The sequence below is a fragment of the Christiangramia pacifica genome (genome assembly GCF_057221535.1).
In genome coordinates this window covers 563,089-582,748 of the sequence record NZ_CM170146.1, presented here as the reverse complement: position 1 = coordinate 582,748, position 19,660 = coordinate 563,089, and the positions used below count along the sequence as shown (strand labels likewise).

At 38.2% G+C, this 19,660-nt stretch carries 22 protein-coding genes and 1 tRNA gene; 8 read left to right on the top strand and 15 right to left on the bottom strand.

The genetic code is table 11. From position 1 onward, the window contains the following. Window positions 1-2 precede the first annotated feature (2 nt). The 10 genes from AC2S94_RS02700 to ruvC all read right to left on the bottom strand — a co-directional run bounded on the left by AC2S94_RS02700 (window position 3) and on the right by ruvC (window position 9,134). Window positions 3-581, bottom strand: a complete 579-nt coding sequence (locus AC2S94_RS02700) for a PhnA domain-containing protein (protein WP_484629973.1) — start codon at window positions 579-581, stop codon at window positions 3-5. A gap of 58 nt (window positions 582-639) precedes the next feature. Further along, complete coding sequence (locus AC2S94_RS02695) at window positions 640-2,349, bottom strand: DUF885 domain-containing protein (RefSeq protein WP_484629972.1); 1,710 nt, start codon at window positions 2,347-2,349, stop codon at window positions 640-642. A gap of 24 nt (window positions 2,350-2,373) precedes the next feature. Further along, window positions 2,374-3,378, bottom strand: coding sequence for a metal-dependent hydrolase (locus tag AC2S94_RS02690; RefSeq protein ID WP_484629971.1), 1,005 nt, complete (start codon window positions 3,376-3,378; stop codon window positions 2,374-2,376). After that, window positions 3,379-5,157, bottom strand: coding sequence for a MutS-related protein (locus AC2S94_RS02685; protein WP_484629970.1), 1,779 nt, complete (start codon window positions 5,155-5,157; stop codon window positions 3,379-3,381). It lies immediately after the preceding gene. Continuing rightward, complete coding sequence (locus AC2S94_RS02680; RefSeq protein ID WP_484629969.1) at window positions 5,154-5,516, bottom strand: MmcQ/YjbR family DNA-binding protein; 363 nt, start codon at window positions 5,514-5,516, stop codon at window positions 5,154-5,156. Before AC2S94_RS02680 ends, AC2S94_RS02685 begins: the two co-directional genes overlap by 4 nt. 61 nt (window positions 5,517-5,577) lie before the next feature. After that, window positions 5,578-6,198, bottom strand: a complete 621-nt coding sequence (locus tag AC2S94_RS02675; RefSeq protein WP_484629968.1) for a DUF4230 domain-containing protein — start codon at window positions 6,196-6,198, stop codon at window positions 5,578-5,580. A gap of 1 nt (window position 6,199) precedes the next feature. Then, the gene (locus AC2S94_RS02670) at window positions 6,200-6,550 is read right to left on the bottom strand and encodes a DUF4260 domain-containing protein (RefSeq protein WP_484629967.1); all 351 of its coding nucleotides are present in this window, start codon (window positions 6,548-6,550) and stop codon (window positions 6,200-6,202) included. Continuing rightward, entirely contained in the window at window positions 6,547-7,299 is a 753-nt protein-coding gene (locus AC2S94_RS02665; RefSeq protein WP_484629966.1) for a cyclase family protein, read from the bottom strand. Before AC2S94_RS02665 ends, AC2S94_RS02670 begins: the two co-directional genes overlap by 4 nt. A gap of 153 nt (window positions 7,300-7,452) precedes the next feature. Then, a complete protein-coding gene (gene hemW, locus AC2S94_RS02660; RefSeq protein ID WP_484629965.1) occupies window positions 7,453-8,583 on the bottom strand; it encodes a radical SAM family heme chaperone HemW in 1,131 nt (376 codons plus the stop codon). Then, entirely contained in the window at window positions 8,583-9,134 is a 552-nt protein-coding gene (gene ruvC / locus AC2S94_RS02655; protein WP_484630891.1) for a crossover junction endodeoxyribonuclease RuvC, read from the bottom strand. The genes hemW and ruvC overlap by 1 nt, the downstream gene beginning before the upstream one ends. 97 nt (window positions 9,135-9,231) lie before the next feature. Here ruvC and AC2S94_RS02650 point away from each other — a divergent pair, with 97 nt between their 5' ends. Further along, complete coding sequence (locus AC2S94_RS02650; RefSeq protein WP_484629964.1) at window positions 9,232-10,374, top strand: glycosyltransferase; 1,143 nt, start codon at window positions 9,232-9,234, stop codon at window positions 10,372-10,374. A 19-nt stretch (window positions 10,375-10,393) separates the two neighbouring features. Beyond that, the gene (locus AC2S94_RS02645) at window positions 10,394-10,684 is read left to right on the top strand and encodes a YciI-like protein (RefSeq protein ID WP_484629963.1); all 291 of its coding nucleotides are present in this window, start codon (window positions 10,394-10,396) and stop codon (window positions 10,682-10,684) included. Window positions 10,685-10,693: 9 nt separating this feature from the next. Here AC2S94_RS02645 and AC2S94_RS02640 read toward each other — a convergent pair whose 3' ends face one another. From AC2S94_RS02640 to AC2S94_RS02620, 5 genes are all read right to left on the bottom strand, one after another. Then, complete coding sequence (locus AC2S94_RS02640) at window positions 10,694-11,167, bottom strand: hypothetical protein (RefSeq protein WP_484629962.1); 474 nt, start codon at window positions 11,165-11,167, stop codon at window positions 10,694-10,696. A gap of 123 nt (window positions 11,168-11,290) precedes the next feature. Then, entirely contained in the window at window positions 11,291-12,436 is a 1,146-nt protein-coding gene (locus AC2S94_RS02635; RefSeq protein ID WP_484629961.1) for a tetratricopeptide repeat protein, read from the bottom strand. Between the two features lie 19 nt (window positions 12,437-12,455). Then, on the bottom strand, window positions 12,456-12,956 hold the full coding sequence (locus AC2S94_RS02630) for an energy transducer TonB (protein ID WP_484629960.1): 501 nt from the start codon (window positions 12,954-12,956) through the stop codon (window positions 12,456-12,458). Between the two features lie 17 nt (window positions 12,957-12,973). After that, window positions 12,974-14,419 carry a M56 family metallopeptidase gene (locus AC2S94_RS02625; protein WP_484629959.1) on the bottom strand — a complete coding sequence of 482 codons (1,446 nt, stop codon included), beginning with the start codon at window positions 14,417-14,419 and terminating at the stop codon, window positions 12,974-12,976. After that, complete coding sequence (locus tag AC2S94_RS02620) at window positions 14,419-14,781, bottom strand: BlaI/MecI/CopY family transcriptional regulator (RefSeq protein ID WP_484629958.1); 363 nt, start codon at window positions 14,779-14,781, stop codon at window positions 14,419-14,421. The genes AC2S94_RS02625 and AC2S94_RS02620 overlap by 1 nt, the downstream gene beginning before the upstream one ends. 109 nt (window positions 14,782-14,890) lie before the next feature. Between AC2S94_RS02620 and AC2S94_RS02615 the strand changes: the two genes are divergently transcribed. From AC2S94_RS02615 to AC2S94_RS02590, 6 genes are all read left to right on the top strand, one after another. Then, the gene (locus AC2S94_RS02615) at window positions 14,891-15,388 is read left to right on the top strand and encodes a DUF456 domain-containing protein (RefSeq protein ID WP_484629957.1); all 498 of its coding nucleotides are present in this window, start codon (window positions 14,891-14,893) and stop codon (window positions 15,386-15,388) included. Window positions 15,389-15,445: 57 nt separating this feature from the next. After that, window positions 15,446-16,486, top strand: coding sequence for a flavin-containing monooxygenase (locus AC2S94_RS02610; protein WP_484629956.1), 1,041 nt, complete (start codon window positions 15,446-15,448; stop codon window positions 16,484-16,486). Between the two features lie 2 nt (window positions 16,487-16,488). Further along, window positions 16,489-17,256: a TatD family hydrolase gene (locus AC2S94_RS02605; protein WP_484629955.1), complete on the top strand. Its 768-nt coding sequence runs from the start codon at window positions 16,489-16,491 to the stop codon at window positions 17,254-17,256. A gap of 50 nt (window positions 17,257-17,306) precedes the next feature. Beyond that, window positions 17,307-18,443: a 1-acyl-sn-glycerol-3-phosphate acyltransferase gene (locus tag AC2S94_RS02600; protein WP_484629954.1), complete on the top strand. Its 1,137-nt coding sequence runs from the start codon at window positions 17,307-17,309 to the stop codon at window positions 18,441-18,443. Further along, window positions 18,433-19,461, top strand: a complete 1,029-nt coding sequence (locus AC2S94_RS02595; protein WP_484629953.1) for an asparaginase — start codon at window positions 18,433-18,435, stop codon at window positions 19,459-19,461. The genes AC2S94_RS02600 and AC2S94_RS02595 overlap by 11 nt, the downstream gene beginning before the upstream one ends. Window positions 19,462-19,527: 66 nt before the next feature. Next, window positions 19,528-19,615: transfer RNA gene (locus AC2S94_RS02590), tRNA-Ser, on the top strand. Window positions 19,616-19,660 lie beyond the last annotated feature (45 nt).

The window sequence follows — 19,660 nt, the reverse complement described above, 5'->3', positions numbered from 1 at the left end:
GCTTATACTTTTTTAACAAATTTGGTAAGTATCACGATCTGCTGACCTTCAACTTTTCCTTCGATCTGTTCGGCATTGTCATGAACCAGTGAAACCCTTCTTACAGCAGTTCCTCTTTTTGCGGTTAAGCTTGAACCTTTTACGTTGAGGTCTTTGGTAAGAACCACAGTATCTCCGGCCTCTATAATCGCTCCGTTACTATCCTTATGTACTATTGAGTTTTCAGCTTTTTCTTCCTGAACTCCGGCTTTCGCCCAGTTCTTAACTTCATCTTCCATATACATCATATCCAGAAGGTCTTGCGGCCAGCCTTCAGCTTTTAATCTGTTGAGCATTCTCCAGGCCATCACCTGAACTGCGGGAACGGTATTCCACATGGAGTCATTTAAACAACGCCAATGATTTGGTTCAACTTTTTCTGGATCTTCAATCTGTTCTTTACAGGTTTCACAAATAAGAATGCTGCTTTCCAATCCTTCTTCAGGTGAATTAGGAATTTCGAAAACATTTAAATTATCTGTATTTCCGCACAATTCACAAGTAGAATCACTGCGTTCTCTCAGGCTTTCTTCAATGGTCATTTTAACTGAATTAAGCTGCAAAGATAGTTTAAACTCAAACTTTGAGTCTTATAAAGATTTAAGAATTAGATTTGATATAATCCATTACTCGTTTCTCTAGAATTGGTAAGGTTACTACTCCTTCTTCCAGGATGACCTCATGAAATTTCCTGATATCGAAGTCAGGACCTAATGCTTCTTCAGCTTTCTTTCGTAGTTCACGGATCTTTAGTTCGCCGATCTTATAAGAAACCGCCTGACCAGGCCAGGAGATATAACGATCTACTTCGGTATTGATCTCATGAATGGAAAGTGCAGTATTTTTTTTCATAAAATCAACCGCCTGTTCTCTCGTCCAGCCTTTCGCATGGATCCCGGTATCTACGACCAGTCGGCAGGCACGCCATTGTTCGTAAGTGAGTTTACCGAAGAGCTCATAAGGATTGCGATAAATTCCCATTTCTTCAGCCAGGAATTCCGAATACAATCCCCAGCCTTCACCAAAAGCGGAAATATAAAATCTCCTTCTGAATTCAGGAATTTCTTCTCCTAGTTCATTGTTTAAAGAGATCTGTAAATGATGCCCAGGAACTGCTTCATGCGCCGTTAATGAGGGTAAAACATATTTTGGTCGGCTGGGTAGATCGTAAGTATTTACCCAGTAATACCCCGGCTGCGTATCATTGGAGGCGCCAATGTATCTTCCGGTTGTATACTTGGGAGCGATAGCAGCAGGAACTTCAGCAACTCCGTAGGGTTTACGTGGAAGTTTACTGAAATATGCCGGTAATTTCGCATCGATCCTTTTGGCAATATCCCTGGCGAACATCAGCAATTCTTCAGGGGTTTGAGCATAAAATTGCTCATCGGTCCTTAGGAAATCAAAGAATTCTGAAAAAGTTCCTTCAAAATTGGTTTTGGCCATTACTTTTTTCATTTCTGTATTGATCCTTTTTACTTCACTCAAACCGATATTATGAACTTCATCAGCGCTGAGGTCTAATGTGGTATAATATTCCAGTAGATAATCGTAATATGCTTCGCCATTGGGTCTTTCTGAAACTCCTAATGTTTTTCGTGTTTTAGGTAAATATTCCGTTTCAAAGAATTTCTTTATCCGCTTAAATTCCGGGATCACGTTTTTAGTGATCGCTTTTTCAGCTGCTGTCAAAACTGAATCTTTTTGAGTTTCAGAAAGACCTGAAGGCAGATTCTCAAAAGGCTGATAGAAATAACTTTTTTTGTAGTCGTCTACGATCTGGCTATCGTATGTATTTTCATATCCTTCAAAGATCACTCTCGGCTGGGTGATGCCTTCTTTCAATCCTTCTCTTAATAATATGAAATGCTGATCAACGTATTGTGGGATGGCATTTAGCTTGTTCAAATATGCTCTTACCTGGGCATAGTTATTCAGATCGCGAATATGGTAATTCAGGCTAAGGTGAAATCCGGCATCAGATAATAATGGATTCAAATATGCCTTGAATTTGTAGGTTTCAACCGTATTCTTAAGGTCATACTTCAAAAGCGCGGCCGAGATATTTTCAGATTCTGAAAGCTCAGAAGAATTAATTTTTTCCAGACTTTTTAAAAGTTCTTCCGCGAATTCTGCATTGTCCTTATAGCGTTTTTCGGTATATAGACCTAAAGGATAATCAGACCTTTTATAGGATTGATAGTGCTCAAATTTTTCAATGATCTTTTCCAGAGATTTAGAATTTTTCTGAGCAAATAAGGAACTTGAAAAAAGAATAATAAAGGCAAGAAATGCCGGAAGGGCTCGCATAAACTGATTTTTTCCTAAATATAATTAATTACCGAGAATGCGTGCCCAAAGTCTTGGCAATAGGTTTTTGGCATCGGTCATTTCCTTTTCAGTTTCGGTGGCGGTTAGTTCGCCGTGCTCTTTGGCCAATTTGTAGCTGAATATAAATTGAGAATCAGGATCTTCAACATCCATAGTCCCGAAACGTAGATCATTAAAATAAAGATTGCCGTTTTCTTTGGAAAAAGTATACCAGCCCTCACTTATCTGGATCAATCTGTTAAGATTTGGATCATCACTCAGTTCGCTCGCCAGATCATAGTTTTTTGGAACGCTGTAAAAATCTATGGGTTGCGTATCAAAAATGGAATAGTTACCAATTAGAAAAGAATCTTTAGTTTCAATATTCGCGGTCCATAAAATTGAATTCAAGGGAGTAGGCCTGGTGTCCATTCGCTCATAGGTGATATTTTGATTTTCCAACGCATTTTCAAATTTCTGAAACGTATAGAATTTTAGAGCTGGAGTGATCAACAACAGATATATGCTGCTTACAATTAGCCCGAGGCGGTTATATTTTGTGCGTTTAGGATCGTTTCGTTTAAAGCGCATTGCCATGATTAGAAACACCAGGAATGGCAAGGTGTAAAGCGGATCTATTACAAATATATTCTTGTATGCCAGCCTGAGATCGAAAGGCCAGAATAGCTGAGTTCCCCAGGTGGTATGCGCATCAAGCAGCGGATGTGTTACCAAACCCCAGAACATAAGCCAGGACCAGTTCTTCCAGGAAGCTTCAGATTTTGTTTCGATCTTCGAAATGATCCAACCAAAAACGGGAGCGAAAATGATCGCGAAAATAATGGAATGAGAAAATCCACGATGGATCTCTATAGCCGTGATAGTATCAAAAAAATTACCAACAAACGTATCGAGGTCTGGGATCGTTCCGGCGATCGCTCCGTAAAGCATGGCTTTATTACCGACTTTCCTGCCGAGTACCGCTTCACCAACGGCTGCTCCTAATACGATCTGGGTTAATGAATCCATTTATTCTTCCACTATTTTCATTTTTCGGAGCAGGAATGAGGCATTCATATTTTTACAAACACCATCTTTCAAATGATAATCAAAATGCAATTCATCATTTACAATTTCAGCGTCAAAATAGTAATTTTCTACCTGCTCTAATTCCTGGCTAATTTCACATAAACTAAGGTCGTGGGTGGCAATTATTCCTGTAGAATTAGTATCAACAAGTCGTTGAACGAATTTCCTTGAACCAATCGCTTTATCTGTGCTGTTAGTTCCCTTCAGAATTTCATCCAGGATGATAAAATAATTTTCGGTCTGTATCTGATCCACGATGAATTTCAGCCTCTTTAATTCTGAAAAGAAATAAGATTCATCATCGCCCAGGGAATCGCTCGTACGCATGCTGGTGATAAGTTTTATTGGCGAATATTTGCAGATTCTTGCGCAAACCGGAAGTCCGATATTCGACATTACGATTTGAAGAGCTACGGTTCTTAGAAAAGTACTTTTTCCAGCCATATTCGCACCGGTGATGATAAAGAACTGGTTGCCGTCAATCCTGAAGTCATTGTCGATTCTCTTGGAAGGATCCAGCAGAGGATGACCAAGTTCTTTCGCTTGAGTTCCGTGACCAATCGGCAGGATTTCGGGATAGGTATAATGTTGGTGATTAAAAGCGAAATTTCCCAGGCTGTTATAAGCATCTGTTCTTTCAACCGCTTCGAACCAATTTTCTACCGCGGCATGATGCTGCTGAATCCATTTTTCCAGTTTATAGGATTGTCTTAGATCCCAAAGTAAAAATCCGTTCCCGAAGATCCCGAAAATCAGGTTATTTCGTTGATCCAGGGCATCGATAGCCTTGGAAAATTCCTTCAAAATAACCGAAGCTTTTTTAGATTCTGAAGTAATGGAATCTTTCACCTCTTGCATCAATTCCGATTCAAATTCTTCTGTCTCCAGGAAATCAAGTAGCTGGTGATATTGCTGAAAAGTGTCCTGCACTTTACTCACATTTTCAGAAAGTTCGTTTACTTTTTTCAGAAAAATACCACTTATTAAAACGCCTATTATAAACCATAACAATACCTGCGAGCCACCGATGATATCAAAATAGAAAAGCGCCAGTACAGTAATTGATAGTATCGAAAAAACTGTAGGCAGCCATTTCATGATCTTCGGTACAAAACTTTTATAATTTTTCAACCAGGTAAGGATGAATTTTGAATCGGTTTCTGTTTTGACGAGGGTAGCGGTAGCTGAATAATTCTGGCGCCATTCTGTTTTGGAAGCAAGTTCCTGAATTGCTTCCTGTTTTTTCAAAATATCGCTGGTCTTATTGGCCAGAAGTATACGGGCAAGCCTAGCTTTTCCTTCCTTCAAGGCAGTTCTGTTCAGGAATTGGAAAAAAGATTTCCTTCCGAAAAGGTCAATATCCTGGGCAAAGGCATGCTCTGCCGGTTCAAATTTCTTGCCGTCTGCGAGGTCTGAAAAATCCCTTGTTTTTAGGATCCTAAGTTCAAGTTTATTGATATCCACCAACGCCTTTAATTTATCTTTTTCTTTTTTCAGATCTGAATGCCTGGAGATCAAAAAGAGGAATGCAGCTATTAATGCTATTAGCAGTGGTAAAAGGATATTTATGTTGTTATAAAAAAAGTAAATCGCAGCACAGATGCCCAGGAAAACAATCAATCGAAGACTGCTCGATAATGTTAATTTTTTAGAGATCTGTTTTTTTAACTCGGAATATTTTGCCTCTTGGGAGGAGTAAAATTCTTCAGCTTTTGTCATTGTAAATCTTCAAGTTCCTTTTTCAATTTTTTGGTAAGCCCTTTCACAACAAGCTCATAAGAATGGTCTATCAGCTTAAAAACAAGTTTTGGGTCCAGACTTCCGTCCAGCACAAGGGTGTTCCAGTGTTGCTTGTTCATGTGATAACCCGGGATAATATTTTCTTCATATTCCTCACGTAGTTCAATCGCTCTATCCGGATCACATTTCAGATTCGCTCGCAGCGGAACTTCATCCAGGGAAACAATGGAAAACATTTTGCCCATTACCTTTAATACAAGATTATCGGGGCCGAAGGGAAGACCTTCGGTAACTCCTTTTTTCGCAAGGCAATAATCTCTGAAAGTATCGATGTTCATTATTTAATTCTTAGACCCTGAAATAAGGTCAAAATCGTCATGCCTGACTAGATTCAGCATCTTAAACGCCTTTTTCTATCTTCTTCTTTTCAGTATTATCAATAGTGAGTGCTGTATAATCCAATTTCCATCCAATGGTCTCTACGATCTTTTCCATCAAAACTATGGTATCCAGCGCTTCTTTTCTTGCCTGGTCCATAAGTCCGCTTTGTGGGATTTTATCTACGATAGCTTTTTTTGCATCACGATTAATATCTGTCAGGTCTGAAGTGGTAAAAGGGTTTGCCCAACCTTCACGCTTGTCGTAATATTTAAAATCTGTTTCAATTGTTAGCAATTCCGGCTGCGGAAAATTAGTGAGAATGATCTTTTTCTGCTCATTATCACTTTGCATCTGTATTTTGCTAAGGTCAAAGCCAATATGTGCCTTTGCATTTACGAGGACGATGGCTTTCTTTTTTCCCAGGATAAGACTTAGGTACTTCTCCTTCAAATTCTCGTAGTGGTAAATTTCAGAAAAGTCACCTTCAATGCTTATGAACTTGCAGACACTTTTGATCTTATCCATTAAAACCACCGACTGCTCACTGGTTTTAAGTTTCGAGCGCTCCTTATTGAAAGCAGCGAAAATAAAGTAGGCAATCACGGCACCAACGGCCAGGCCAATAAAGAGTAATTCCATATTAATTTCCTATTTCTCCCAGGTGTGTAAATTTAAAGCCTTTCTCGTACTTTAAACCATAACCCAGCAACCGATCAAAACTGGAGTGCGCAAACAAAATAACGCCGGCAACTTCCAGTTCCTGCAATTTAAGATAAATTCCAAGTAAGCCAATGACTACCGCCAGGCCTTTGTGATGAAAAATATTATAAAAAAATGCGCCGACTTTATTATTTACAAGGTAGCCAAGCATCCCAATATCTGGCAGAAAGAATAATCCTGTAAACCACCACCAGCTAAGTTCCTGAAAGCTGAATGCCCAGGCTCCCAGAAATAACATTGCCAATTCTTCCAGTTTTAAAATTATATTCATGCTTCAATAATTTTGTAAAGCACTGGTTTGCAGGGTGCCGCATCGTTTTCGAAAGAAGCAGGCTGAAGATTTAAAAAATATTTTCCATCCTCAATTTTATTCGGGACATAGATAAGTTCTGTAATGGTTGCATCAAATCTTGTATTTTTTGGATAATCCCAAAAGGCCTTATGTGAGAGCAATTTCCCTTCGTCCTTCTCTTTATCTACTGAAGGCTGGTCTATCAGGAAGTGTTTGATCCCCAATTCACGAATATAGATCATCGCATCTTCCTCAATATAAGGCCAGTTGGTATGCGAATGATTTCTGGAAATCTTACCGATGTAATTCGGAAGCGTTCTCAGAACAAGAGCTTCGGCATCCAAATTTTTTAAGTTTTTCTGAAATTGATCTTTCGTGAAAACCAGATCCTCACCTTTTTTCTGAGGTTCTATAGAAATAAGTTCAGCCTTGAAAAAGAAAGTTTTTAAATGCTGCTGGATAGTATGTGTTTCGTTACTGATGTGGCCTACGCATTCAGTATGCGTGGCGTGCGCGTGCGGATTGAACCAGATGTTATTGAAATTCACCGAAGATCCCTTACTCACTTTCCCAATAAAATCGCCATCTATCACCGGTTTAATTTCCGGGTGTTTTAAATACCAGGCCATCGGATTTTTATGATCTCCGCGCAGACTTATGGAAATATCCAGAGGCCTGGAGAAATCTATGGTATAAGAATTACCATTATGGCATATAGTAGCTAACATGTTAGATCGATTGGTCTTAACAAATGTAGCATTGTTAGTTGATAATTGATAATGGACAATTCAGAATTATTTCTGGGCTTAGAATTTGTCATGCTGAACTTGCTTCAGCATCTCAATGGAATAGGAATCGAGTTATGGATATCATTTTATGTATTAATCCATATCTATATAAAAAAGCTCCGCAGCGATCCCGTCACTTAAAAATTTTCCTTTCTGTGTAATATGAAAAGTTGCCTCTCGGTTTTCCATAAGTCCGTCTTCCAGAAATTTTGACGTTTCAGTCAAAAAATGATTTTTATATTTTTCACCAAATTTCTCCTGAAGATCGTCCGTGGAAACTCCGAATTTCGTACGGAGTCTGGTCATTACAAATTCGTTATAGGAATCTGTTATAGAAAGCTTCTCAGTTTGCTGAGGGATTTTATCCGCTTCGATTGCGTTGATATAAAGGTTGTTGTTGCTGATATTCCATTTTCTGGAAGTTCCGTCATAAGAATGTGCTGATGGACCAATTCCCAGATAAGGCTTCCCCAGCCAGTAAGCCATATTGTTTTGTGAATGATAACCGGGTTTACCATAATTGGAGAATTCATAATGTTCAAATCCGTTCGAGGTGAGCTTGTTGACCAGAATATCAAATTGCTCCCGGTAAGTTTCGTCTTCCACTGGTTTTACTTTTCCTTTTTCAATAAAACTTTCCAAGGCAGTCTTTGGTTCCACAGTGAGCGCATAACTGGAAATATGCGGGATATCAAGTTGAAGCGCGGTTTCCAGGTTGTCTATCCATTCTTGATTAGACTGACCCGGAATTCCGTAGATAAGGTCAATGCTGATATTATCAAAATACTGCTTCGCTAATTTTAATGAACTCAAAGCTTCTTCAGAATTATGGGCGCGGTTCATCAATTTCAGATCATCCTCAAAAAATGATTGAACTCCAATACTTAAGCGATTCACCGGGGAAGCATCCAGCATTTTTATCACTTCTTCAGTAAGATCATCAGGATTTGCTTCCAGAGTGATCTCGGCATTTTCTGAAACTTCAAAATTTTCGAAAATTGTTTTAAAAATGAGAACTAACTCATCAGAATTCAGCAGGGAAGGAGTTCCGCCACCAAAATATATGGTCTGAATTTCTTGCCCAATTTCATTCTTTCTTAGTTGTAACTCTTTACAGAGCATTTCTACCAGTTGAGATTTTTTTTTTGTGGAGGTAGAAAAATGAAAATCACAATAATGACAGGCCTGCTTGCAAAATGGTATGTGGATATAAATACCAGCCATTATTTAATCCTTTTCGGATTCTGTTTTATGAAAGCATCCCATCCGGTGTAGCTTTTCCCAATTTCAGTTTTTCCTGAATTATAGAAATGACATACCGCGGCAGCAAGTCCATCTGTAGCATCCAGGTTTTTAGGAAGTTCACCTATCTTCAACTGACTCTGTAACATTTTTGCCACCTGTTCTTTACTGGCATTTCCATTTCCCGTAATGGCCATTTTGATCTTTTTAGGCAAATATTCGGTGATTGGGATTTCTCGGGAAAGTCCGGCAGCCATGGCGACTCCCTGAGCACGTCCTAATTTTAGCATGGACTGCACGTTTTTTCCGAAGAAAGGAGCTTCAATGGCAATCTCATCAGGATGATAATTATCTATTAGCTCAATGGTTCGCTCAAAGATCAGTTTAAGTTTTTTATAGTGGTCTTTATATTTTGATAACTGAAGTTCATTCATCTGGATAAAACTCATTTTTTTGTTTTCCACTTTGATGAGTCCGAAACCCATGATCGTGGTTCCAGGGTCGATACCAAGGATGATCCTTTCGCTTTTCAAAACTGATTTTTCCGAAGATTTGCTCACAAAAATTACCTAATTTGGGACTTTCACAAAGCTAAACAATTCTGTCTTGGCAGCATCAAACTTATCGGTTATGCTTTTGCTGATCTTTCTCGGATCAATTACGGCAGTCTATCTAGGACTAATCGTTGCCTTTTTAATTGGATGGAACAGAGTAGGGGATTTTAAATTAAAAGGACTCACTTCAAAAAACTCATTTTCTATCATTATCCCATTTAGGAATGAGGCTGAAAATCTCACGGAACTATTCAAAAGCTTGTCTCATCTCAATTATCCGGCCTCAAAATTTGAAATAATCCTGGTGAATGATGAGTCTAAAGACGAATCAAAAATACTTGCTGAAAAGTTTAGATCAGATTTTCATGAACTAAGAATTGTATTATTGGAAAATGTACGGAAAACCAATTCGCCAAAAAAGGATGCGATCCAGACTGCCATCGATAGTTCCAGTTTTGAATATATCGCGACAACAGATGCTGATTGTATCCTGCCATCCAAATGGCTGCAGTTTTTTGATGAAGCGATCCAGCAGAAAAATGCCGAAATGATGGCGGCACCGGTTGGGTTTAAACAGGATATTGGAATCAAGAAATCCTATTTTCAGAATTTTGAGGAAATGGACTTTATGAGTTTGCAGGCTTCGACTGTTGGAGCGTTCGGACTGGATAAAGCATTTATGTGTAACGCGGCAAATCTTTGCTATCGGAAAAGTTCATTTCAGCAACTGTCTGGCTTTTCTAAAAATAATGAAATAGCCAGTGGAGATGATGTGTTTCTTTTACAGCGGTTCAGAAAAACTGGCAAAAAGGTATTTTTTATCAAATCTGAAAGGGCAATAGTTTATACACGTTATCAGAAAAGTTTTAAGGATCTAATTCAGCAAAGAATAAGATGGGCCGCAAAGACATCTTCATACAGCAGTTTTTTCGCAAAATCTACCGGGATTATTGTTTTCCTGATGAACCTTTTCCTTATCATATTTACGATTCTGTCTTTTCTAAACTTTTTTCCTTTTCAGTTCCTAATGTTCATTTTCCTAATAAAATTCAATATCGATTTTATAATGATCTATAAGTCGGCGAAATTTATGAAACGGAAAAATTTGATGCGGCATTACCTCTGGAGCAGTATTGCATATCCATTTTTCAGCGTATATGTGGCAATAATTTCATTATTTAAAGGCTATGAATGGAAAGGAAGAAAATTTAGACGATAACTTATATTAAAATTATAGCATGAATTATTATATCCTTACTTATGAATTAGCTGATAATTATCTCCGGGACCGTGGCCACTATCGTGCGGAACATCTTGGAATGGCAAAAGAATTGGCTGAAAAAGGTAAGTTGGTTTTAGGTGGTGCACTAGAGGAGCCTGCAGATAAGGCCATTTTGATCTTTTATGGAGATCATGCAAACCTTGCTTACAATTTTGCTGAAAACGATCCTTACGTAAAAAATGGATTGATCAAAAAGTGGGAGGTCAGGAAATGGAACGCGGTAATTGGTAGTAAATTAGAAAACTGATCTAGAGCGTTATTCAGCTTTTACCACAACTGGCATTTTAAAAACGGTAGAAACAGGAATTCCTCTTTTACTGGCCGGATAGATCTTTGGAAGTGAATCGATGCTTTGTTTCAACCATTGTTCTATTTCAGGAAGCTGGTTGGTAACCGTAGTATCTATTTTTACCGAATCTATCTGCGGTTTTCCTTCTTTGGTGATCTCTAAATACAGGTAAAGGGTGTCGTTGATACTTTCTGTAACCACAGGTTGCTGGCTCGCCAGAAAGGAATAGATGGTTGTAGCGACCTGCCTTTCGAAACAATTCTTGGCGGCGGCAAGATCGGTTTTATCCTGGCAGTTTTCGAATGCGGGATACTCATCAACCTCCTTCCAGTTCAGGGAACGGGATTCCTGCTCCAGAACCTCTTCAGAAGAGATCTTCTTAGTTTCAAAATTGCAGGAAGTAAGTATTAAAGTAAATACAAAAAGTAAAACTTTTTTCATTGGCAATCCGCTTTCGGATTCCAAAAATAGTGAAATATAGCAGGTTAGGAAAAATTGACTGAATTAAAATATTTTAACCTGATTTTCAACATTCAGAAGCTTATGCTATAAGTGGGAAAGACTTTATTTCGCCTGGTGAATTTCACTTTTTAATTCGCTAATCCTATAGCGAGCAACCGAAAGCATATCGTTTCTGCCATTCTCTCCAAACTTCTCTAAATATGACTCGTATAAATTTAAAACAGCCTCTTTATCCTCAAAATAGGCATCTGCAGCAATGGCGCGTTCAAGAATAGCTCTTTCATTCTCAGGATTTTCCTTTATGGCATTTTCAAAAAACTGCAATGCCTCTTTAAATTTCTCTTTGTCTTTCTGAATTAATCCTAAGTTTAAGTATTCTCTGTCTACCGGTTGATCCTTTATCATTAAAGCCTTGGAGAAATGATCTTGTGCTTTTTCCATTTCATTCTTTTGAAAATAAAGAGCCCCAAGATTGCTATGAAAACCTGAATTGTATTCATTGATCTCCAGCATTTTTTCGTAGGTTTCAATAGCCTTATCATCCTGCCCGGTGACGCGGTAAGATTTCGCCAGTTTTTCCAGTATAAATTCGGAACCTTCTCCAAGTTCGATTAGTTTCTCGTAGGGTTTAATGGATTTTTCAAACTGCAGGGACCTTGAATAAGCCTGGCCTAAAATTGACAAAAGCGAGGCATTATTTGGTCGAACAGCTAAACCTTCGTTGCAATACGTAATGGCGTTGTAAGATTTTCCATTCTGCAAATAATTTTTAGCCACTTTGTATAACGCTCCCTGGTGGGTAATATCCTTACTAAGGGTTTTGTAATAATACTTAAACGCGGTGCTATCTTTTTGTTTTTCCTTGGCTAAACCAATTCGATATAAAAATCCGGGATTTTCAGGATATTTTTCGCTTAGGTTACTGAAAAGGCTATCTGCCTCATCGGCTTTCCCGGTTTCTAAAAGCAATTCACCATAATCAATAGTAGTCAGTATTCGATCGGGATTTTTTTCAATTACTTTTTTATAATTCACCAAAGCGTCTTCATTCTGAGAATTTGCCTGCTGAAGTTTAGCAAGTTTTAAATATACTTTCTCTGATTTTGGTTCTATTACGTCGAGTAATTCTATAGCTTCAGATCGTTTTCCAAAAGAAAAAAGGCTGTCCGCAGCCTTTATAGTTTCTTCCTGGGAAGAAACCGTCAGTGAACAACCTAAAACCAGAACTATTAAAAATCTAATTTTCACAAATTAAGGTTTTGATAATTTAGCCTTTCTTATTCTCTTTCTTGTTTTCTTCTGGAACAGCAAAAGCTATGGGTAAAGAATACATGATTGCGATGTCTTTACCATCTTTCTGTCCCGGCTGCATTTTAGGTAGACTGCTCACAACTCGGTTAGCCTCATTCTGAAGAATTTCTCTTACATCTGCCTTATCTGCCAGGGAGCGTGATCTAACCTCAGTTATATTCCCGGTTTCATCTATTTTAAACTGAACTACAATACGGGTAACTCCTTCTATTTTTAATTCTTTGCCTAAGGCCGTATTGAAATTCTTGTTTACATGATTCGTGATCTTTTCTACCGTACAGTCCTTCATGGCTTTACCATTTAGTTGCTCACATCCCGGAAATGCCGGAACTTGTTCTGCCACTGCAAAAGGGTAGGTGTCGATGTCTTCAGAATTATTCTTCTCTTGTCCAAATCCCATTAGGGAAATGAACATGAATAAAAATGCTAAGTTGTAATTAATTGTTTTCGATTTCATAATTAAAAATTTTAAAATTATTCGGTAACCTTGAAGGCGATAGGCAATGAGTACATCACATTTACCGGCTTCCCATTCTGTTCTCCCGGAATCATATCTGGCATGCTTGAAATTACTCTTTTGGCTTCTTCTTCAAGTGCCGGGTGAGATGCTCTTGCCTTAACCTCCACAACTTTACCAGTATTGTTTATTTTGAATTGAACAATAACACGATTAATACCAGTAAGACCCAGTTCTTTACCAAGACCAGTATTGAAGTTCTCATTTACAAATTTTGAGATCTCGTTGCTTGTGCAATTTTTTCTTGGATCGTCCACCCACTGGTCACAACCTGGAAAAGCGGGTGCTTTATCTATCACGGCGAAAGGAACATCATCTCTGTCATTATACATGCTGTAATCAGGTTTTTCAGTAAGATATTTTTTGTTCCCTTCAGCTATCAATAATTCCTGACGCCTCTTTAATAGCTGCATAAATTGCTCCTTTTCTTCCTTGGTTAGACTTTCCTTATTTTCCAGATGCGCTTTTAATTCAGCAATTATTTCTGAAGTGGTTGTGGGTTTATTCTCTGACTGTATATCGGCAGAATTATCATCCGAGCACGCAACATAAGTAAGCATTGCCAACATTAATGGGATGACCATTAAAAATTTGAACTTGGAAAGTTTTGATGATTTGTTTTTCTGTAACATAATAATTCGTTTTTTGATTAATGAATGATTAAAAAATTGATTGATAAATGAAATATTCTGAGTGCTGAAAGCCGTATTCAGCAGTTGCTCATAATATGTTCTTCTTTCCGTGGTTTTTACCACTTCTTCGTCTGCAATAAATTCGTGGAGTCCGGCAATCCTGTTTTGATAGATATAGATGAGCGGATTAAACCAGAATATGATCTTAAGAATTTCAAAGAAGATCAGGTCCAGGCTGTGTTTTTCTTTAACATGTACCAGTTCGTGTGATAAGATGTGCTGTTTTTCTGCTTCTGAAAGCTGGTCGCCTAGAAATACGGTATTGAAAAAAGTATAAGCAGCATTGGAATTTGGTATTTCGATGATCCTAAAATCCTTTTCACGGACAATCTGCCTAAAGCTGAAAAGTTTATTCAGATTTAAATACTTCCTTATAAAAAGTAACAAGGATAATCCAAATCCCGTGAAATATGTGATGAGCCACCAGTTTAGCTGTAGTCCGCTTTCTCCATAGATAGTAACGGTTGGCAGCGTTTCCCTGTAAATATCCGGTTGCGAACTGATCATTTTCGGGATGATGATCCTGGCGTTTTCCGGAACCGCTTCAACCAGGAATTCCAGTCTCAACCATGGTATTAGAAAAGCCAGTATTGGCGTTACCAATAAATACAAACGGTTATAGTTGAAAAATGTCTCTTTCTTCAGAAAAAATTCGTAAACCAGTAAAAAAAATAGCTGGAAAAATATGATCTGTAATATATAATGTGCCATTACGCGTCCTTTTTATCAATTTCCTTTAGAATCGCCTCCAGTTCCTTGGTACTCATGTCATTTTTTTTCATGAAAAATGACACCATACTTTTAAAAGAACCGTTGAAGTAGTTATTAACCAGCTGGTTCATACTCTGGTTACTATATGTTTCTTTCTCCACAACAGGAAAGTATATATAACCTTTACCTTTCTGTCTATGATCAACAAACTCCTTGTTTTCAAGTATTCGAACAATCGTAGAAACGGTATTGTATGCAGGCTTTGGTTCCGGCATTTTCTTGATGATGCTGGCAACATTCGCCTCTTTTAGCTCCCAGAGAATTTGCATGATCTCTTCTTCAGCTTTCGTTAATTGCTTCATTGTAGGATGAATTTGTTTCTGCTAATATAAACTAACTTTTTAGTTTAAACTAATATTTTAGTTAAAAATTGAAATTAAGTTGATTATCTTCGTTCGTCAAATACTAGAAATGGAAATATTACTTTTAGCAGCTGCAGCCATATTTATGATCTTAGGAATACTGGGTAGTTTTCTCCCGGTTTTGCCTGGAGTACCTTTAAGTTGGATAGGATTATTGATTTTTTACCTGATTCCGGGAGTAGGGATCAATTACCTGTTCCTGGGGATTACACTTGCCGTTGCTATTCTCTTCTATGTTTTGAATCTTATCATTCCGGCGATGGGTACGAAAAAATTTGGAGGAAGCCGCAAAGGAATGATCGGCGCAACCATTGGTTTGATCATTGGGATCTTTGCTCCTTTTCCATTTGCTATATTGATCTGTCCGTTTATAGGTGCATTCATTGGTGAAATCCTGAATAAAAGTAGTTCCCGGGTTGCAGGAAAAGCTGCGTTTGGCTCATTTCTAGGATTGCTCGCCTCAAGCTTTATGGAATTCATTGTTACCTTCGCTTTTCTTATCTTGTTTCTTTATCAATTCTGGAATTATAAAGAGATCATCTTCTAGTAATGACTGATTTTCAGTATGCTTTAAAAACCTTACTTTTGCAAAAAATGTAAAGGAATGTTGGATTTTATAGTTGTAGGTGCTGCACAGGCTGGATTGGCCATGGCATATTATCTCAAGGAGCAGGGTAAAGATTTCCTGGTCCTGGATAAAGAGTCAGAAATTGGAGCTTCCTGGCTAAATAGATGGGATTCCCTTACCTTATTTACTCCGTCTGAATTTAATAATATGCCTGGCATGGATTTTCCTGCTGAGAAAGGCCATTATCCTTCAAAGACCGAAGTAGCTCAATATTTTAAGGATTATGTTGAAGAATTTCAGATTCCGGTTCAGTTGAATACACTGGTTAGGAATATTTCTCAACGTGAAGATCATTTTGTTCTTGAAAGTTCTGAAGGTGAGATGAAGACAAAAAATGTGGTAATTGCCACAGGGCCATTTCATATTCCTTATACGCCACCATTTTCAAAAAAGATAGACGGAGAGATTTTTCAGATCCATAGTAATTATTACAAAAATCCCGATCAGCTTCAGGAAGGAAAAGCGATGGTAGTAGGAGCAGGAGATAGCGGATTTCAAATCTTGGATGAGGTTTCTCAGGAGCAACGCGGAGTTTATTTTTCAGGAACCACAGACGTGAAAGTATTGCCCCAGGAGATCTTAGGAAAAACCTTGTGGTGGTGGTTTACCAAATCGGGTTTCTTGAGTTTTAGCAGAGATACCTGGTTGGGAAGAAAAATTTCGAAGTCCAGGCAGCCTGTCATTGGAACAGATGTGAAAGAAATTCTGGAAAGGGATAATGTGCAGGCTGTGGGTAAAACCAAGAATGCCGAAGGAGAACTAATTTATACAGAGAACAAGAAGATCTCAGATATCAGGAATATCATCTGGGCTACAGGCTACCGACCTAATTTTAACTGGATTGAAGGTCTGGAGCTGGCGAAAAATGGCTATCCCAAGCATTATCGCGGCGTGAGTAATATTGACGGATTATATTTTATAGGACTTCCCTGGCTGCATACCCGTGGTTCGGCAACACTGGGCGGGATCAAAAAAGATGCGGAATATCTGGCAGATCATATAAAAAATAAAGAATAAGAATGATAATTACAGACACACACACTCATTTATATAGTGATTCTTTTGATGAAGATCGAAAAGAAGTTATTCAGCATGCGATCAATAATAATATTGAACGCTTTTTTATTCCTGCAATAGATTCTGAAACTACGCAGCGAATGTACGAGCTGGAAAAATCATTTCCGGAGAACATTTTCCTGATGATGGGACTTCATCCAACTCATGTCAAGGAAAATTACGAAGAAGAACTGAAGCATATTGAAGAAGAATTTTCGAAAAGAGATTTTTATGCCGTTGGGGAAATAGGGATAGATCTTTACTGGGATAAATCAACGCTGGAAATTCAGAAAGAGGCATTTAAAAGACAGATACAGCTGGCCAAGAAAAAAGGCTTACCGATAGTGATTCATTGCCGTGAAGCTTTTGATGAAATATTCGAAGTGCTGGAATCTGAGAAAGATGATAAGCTTTTCGGTATATTTCACTGTTTTACCGGAACTCATGAGCAGGCTTTAAAGGCGCTTTCCTATAATATGAAACTAGGAATTGGAGGAGTGGTTACTTTTAAGAATGGCGGTATCGATAAATTCCTGAATCAGATTTCTATTGATGAAATTGTATTAGAAACAGATTCCCCTTACCTGGCACCAAAACCTTTCCGCGGAAAACGTAACGACCCGGTGTATATTTTGAAGGTTGCAGAGAAACTGGCAGAATTGTATGATCTCCCAGTGGAAAAGATTGCAGAAATAACCACAAAAAACTCGAAGGAAGTTTTCGGAATTTAAAGCTGTTAAACAGAAATTTTGTTCATTTGTTGAAATAATTTTTGAAATAGGTGCAGAATTTTGACGATATAAGATTTTACAAGGATGAAGAAGTAAATCCTGCGTTGCAGGAATACATGAAGCATCCAATGGTAAAAGCCCTGCTACAATTTACTTTCCCAGATATGAAAACTGGCGAAATTGAAGCAATTTTAAAGGAATGCCATTCGATTTCCGACTTTCAGAGCAAGGTAATTTATCTTACCGTAGAAAAAGTATTAGAGAAGACGAGTGAAGGATTAACCGATGATGGATTTCAGGAGTTGAACTCTTCAGAATCCTATTTTTATATATCCAATCATCGCGATATCATCCTGGATACTTCTCTTATTAATTATACGCTGCACGATCATGATCTCACCATGACTGCTTCAGCAATCGGAGACAACTTAGTGAAAAAACCTTTCCTGATGGCACTTTCAAAGCTGAACAGGAATTTCCTGGTGCTTAGAAATCAAAGTCCACGGGAAATGCTGAAAAGTTCCATGAAACTTTCAGAATATATAAGGCATTTGCTATTTGAAGAAGATCGTTCGGTGTGGATGGCTCAGCGAGAAGGCCGAACCAAAGATGGGAATGATTTTACCCAACAGGGAGTTTTAAAAATGGCGGGAATGGCAAAAGGAGATATGGATATCCTGGATTACTTCGTTAAAATGAAGATTGTGCCAGTAGCCATGTCTTATGAATTTGATCCTACAGATATGCTGAAAATGCCGGAAGTTCTGGCAAAAAGGATGAAAGAGGAATATAAGAAATCTGCTAACGAAGACTTCAACAGTATTATGCAGGGAGCAATGGGGCAAAAAGGCCGAATTCAGATCAATGCAGGTTCTGTTCTAACGGAAAAAGATTTTGCTTCCATACGAGAAAAGGATCTTTCAATTAATGATCAGCTAAAAGAAGTTGCTTCTTTAATAGACAAAGCGATATATAAGAATTATAAATTGTGGCCTTCAAATTATATCGCTTATGATCTTCTGAAAAATGAAGAGCGCTTTATAAGTGAATATACTGAAAAGGAAAAAAGGCAGTTTGACAGGAGAATAAGCAGAAGAGTGGACGTGAAAAACCCTTTGGCTCTGAATAGTTATTTATTGATGTACGCAAATCCGGTGATCAATAAAATGTCTTTGAATGAAGAATAGTTCAAGAATACTGCTAATATATACCGGCGGTACCATTGGTATGATCAAGGATTATGATACCGGTGCCTTAAAAGCTTTCAATTTTGATGAGCTTTTACAGAATATTCCGGAGTTGAAGATCCTTGAACATGAGATCGAGACCTTGAGTTTTGAAGATCCTATTGATTCTTCAAATATGAATCCTGAATACTGGGAAAAGATCGCTAAAACGATCGATGAGCATTACCAGGATTATGATGGTTTTGTGGTATTGCACGGAAGTGATACGATGTCATATACGGCATCAGCACTTAGTTTTATGTTTGAAAACTTAACCAAACCAATAATCTTTACTGGTTCACAACTGCCTATCGGAGATCTAAGAACAGATGCCAAGGAGAATTTGATCACCAGCATTCAGATTGCTGGATTGCAGAAAAATGGCAAGCCGGTAATTTCTGAAGTTGGATTGTATTTTGAATATAAACTCTATCGAGCGAACAGAACCACGAAGATCAACGCTGAGCATTTTCAGGCGTTTTCTTCCATGAATCATCCGGCTCTGGCTGAATCAGGAGTATATTTATCAGTGAATTACAAAGCACTTTGGAAACCGAACAGGAAACAAAAAACCAAGTTGCATACAGGTTTCAATGATGAGGTGTTGGTGTTGAAAATATTTCCGGGAATCAGTGAAAGTACGGTTGAATATATTTTATCCAAGCCAAACCTGAAAGGTGTGGTGCTGGAAACTTTTGGTAGCGGGAATGCCCCAAACGCACCATGGTTTTTGAATATTTTAAAGGAAAAGATCAGGAACGGATTGAGGGTTGTGAATGTTACTCAGTGCGTTGGAGGCAGTGTGACGATGGGTCAGTACGAAACAAGCGTAGGTTTAAAAAAAATAGGAGTGGTGTCTGGAAAGGATATCACTACAGAGGCTGCGGTCTCAAAATTAATGTACTTATTAGGAAAGGATTTGTCTCCTAAAGTGTTCAAGACAATTTACGAAACCTCATTAAGGGGTGAAATGTCTTAAAATTAACGGTGTCATACTTGACGGGAACGGTTTTTTTTTGTTATTTGCCGCCCCGAAACAAGAAACAGAGAGGTGGCCGAGTGGTCGAAGGCGCACGCCTGGAAAGTGTGTATACGTCACAAGCGTATCGAGGGTTCGAATCCCTTCCTCTCTGCTAAGTGTTTTATTAAAAATAATTTATATCTTTAACCCTTTAACT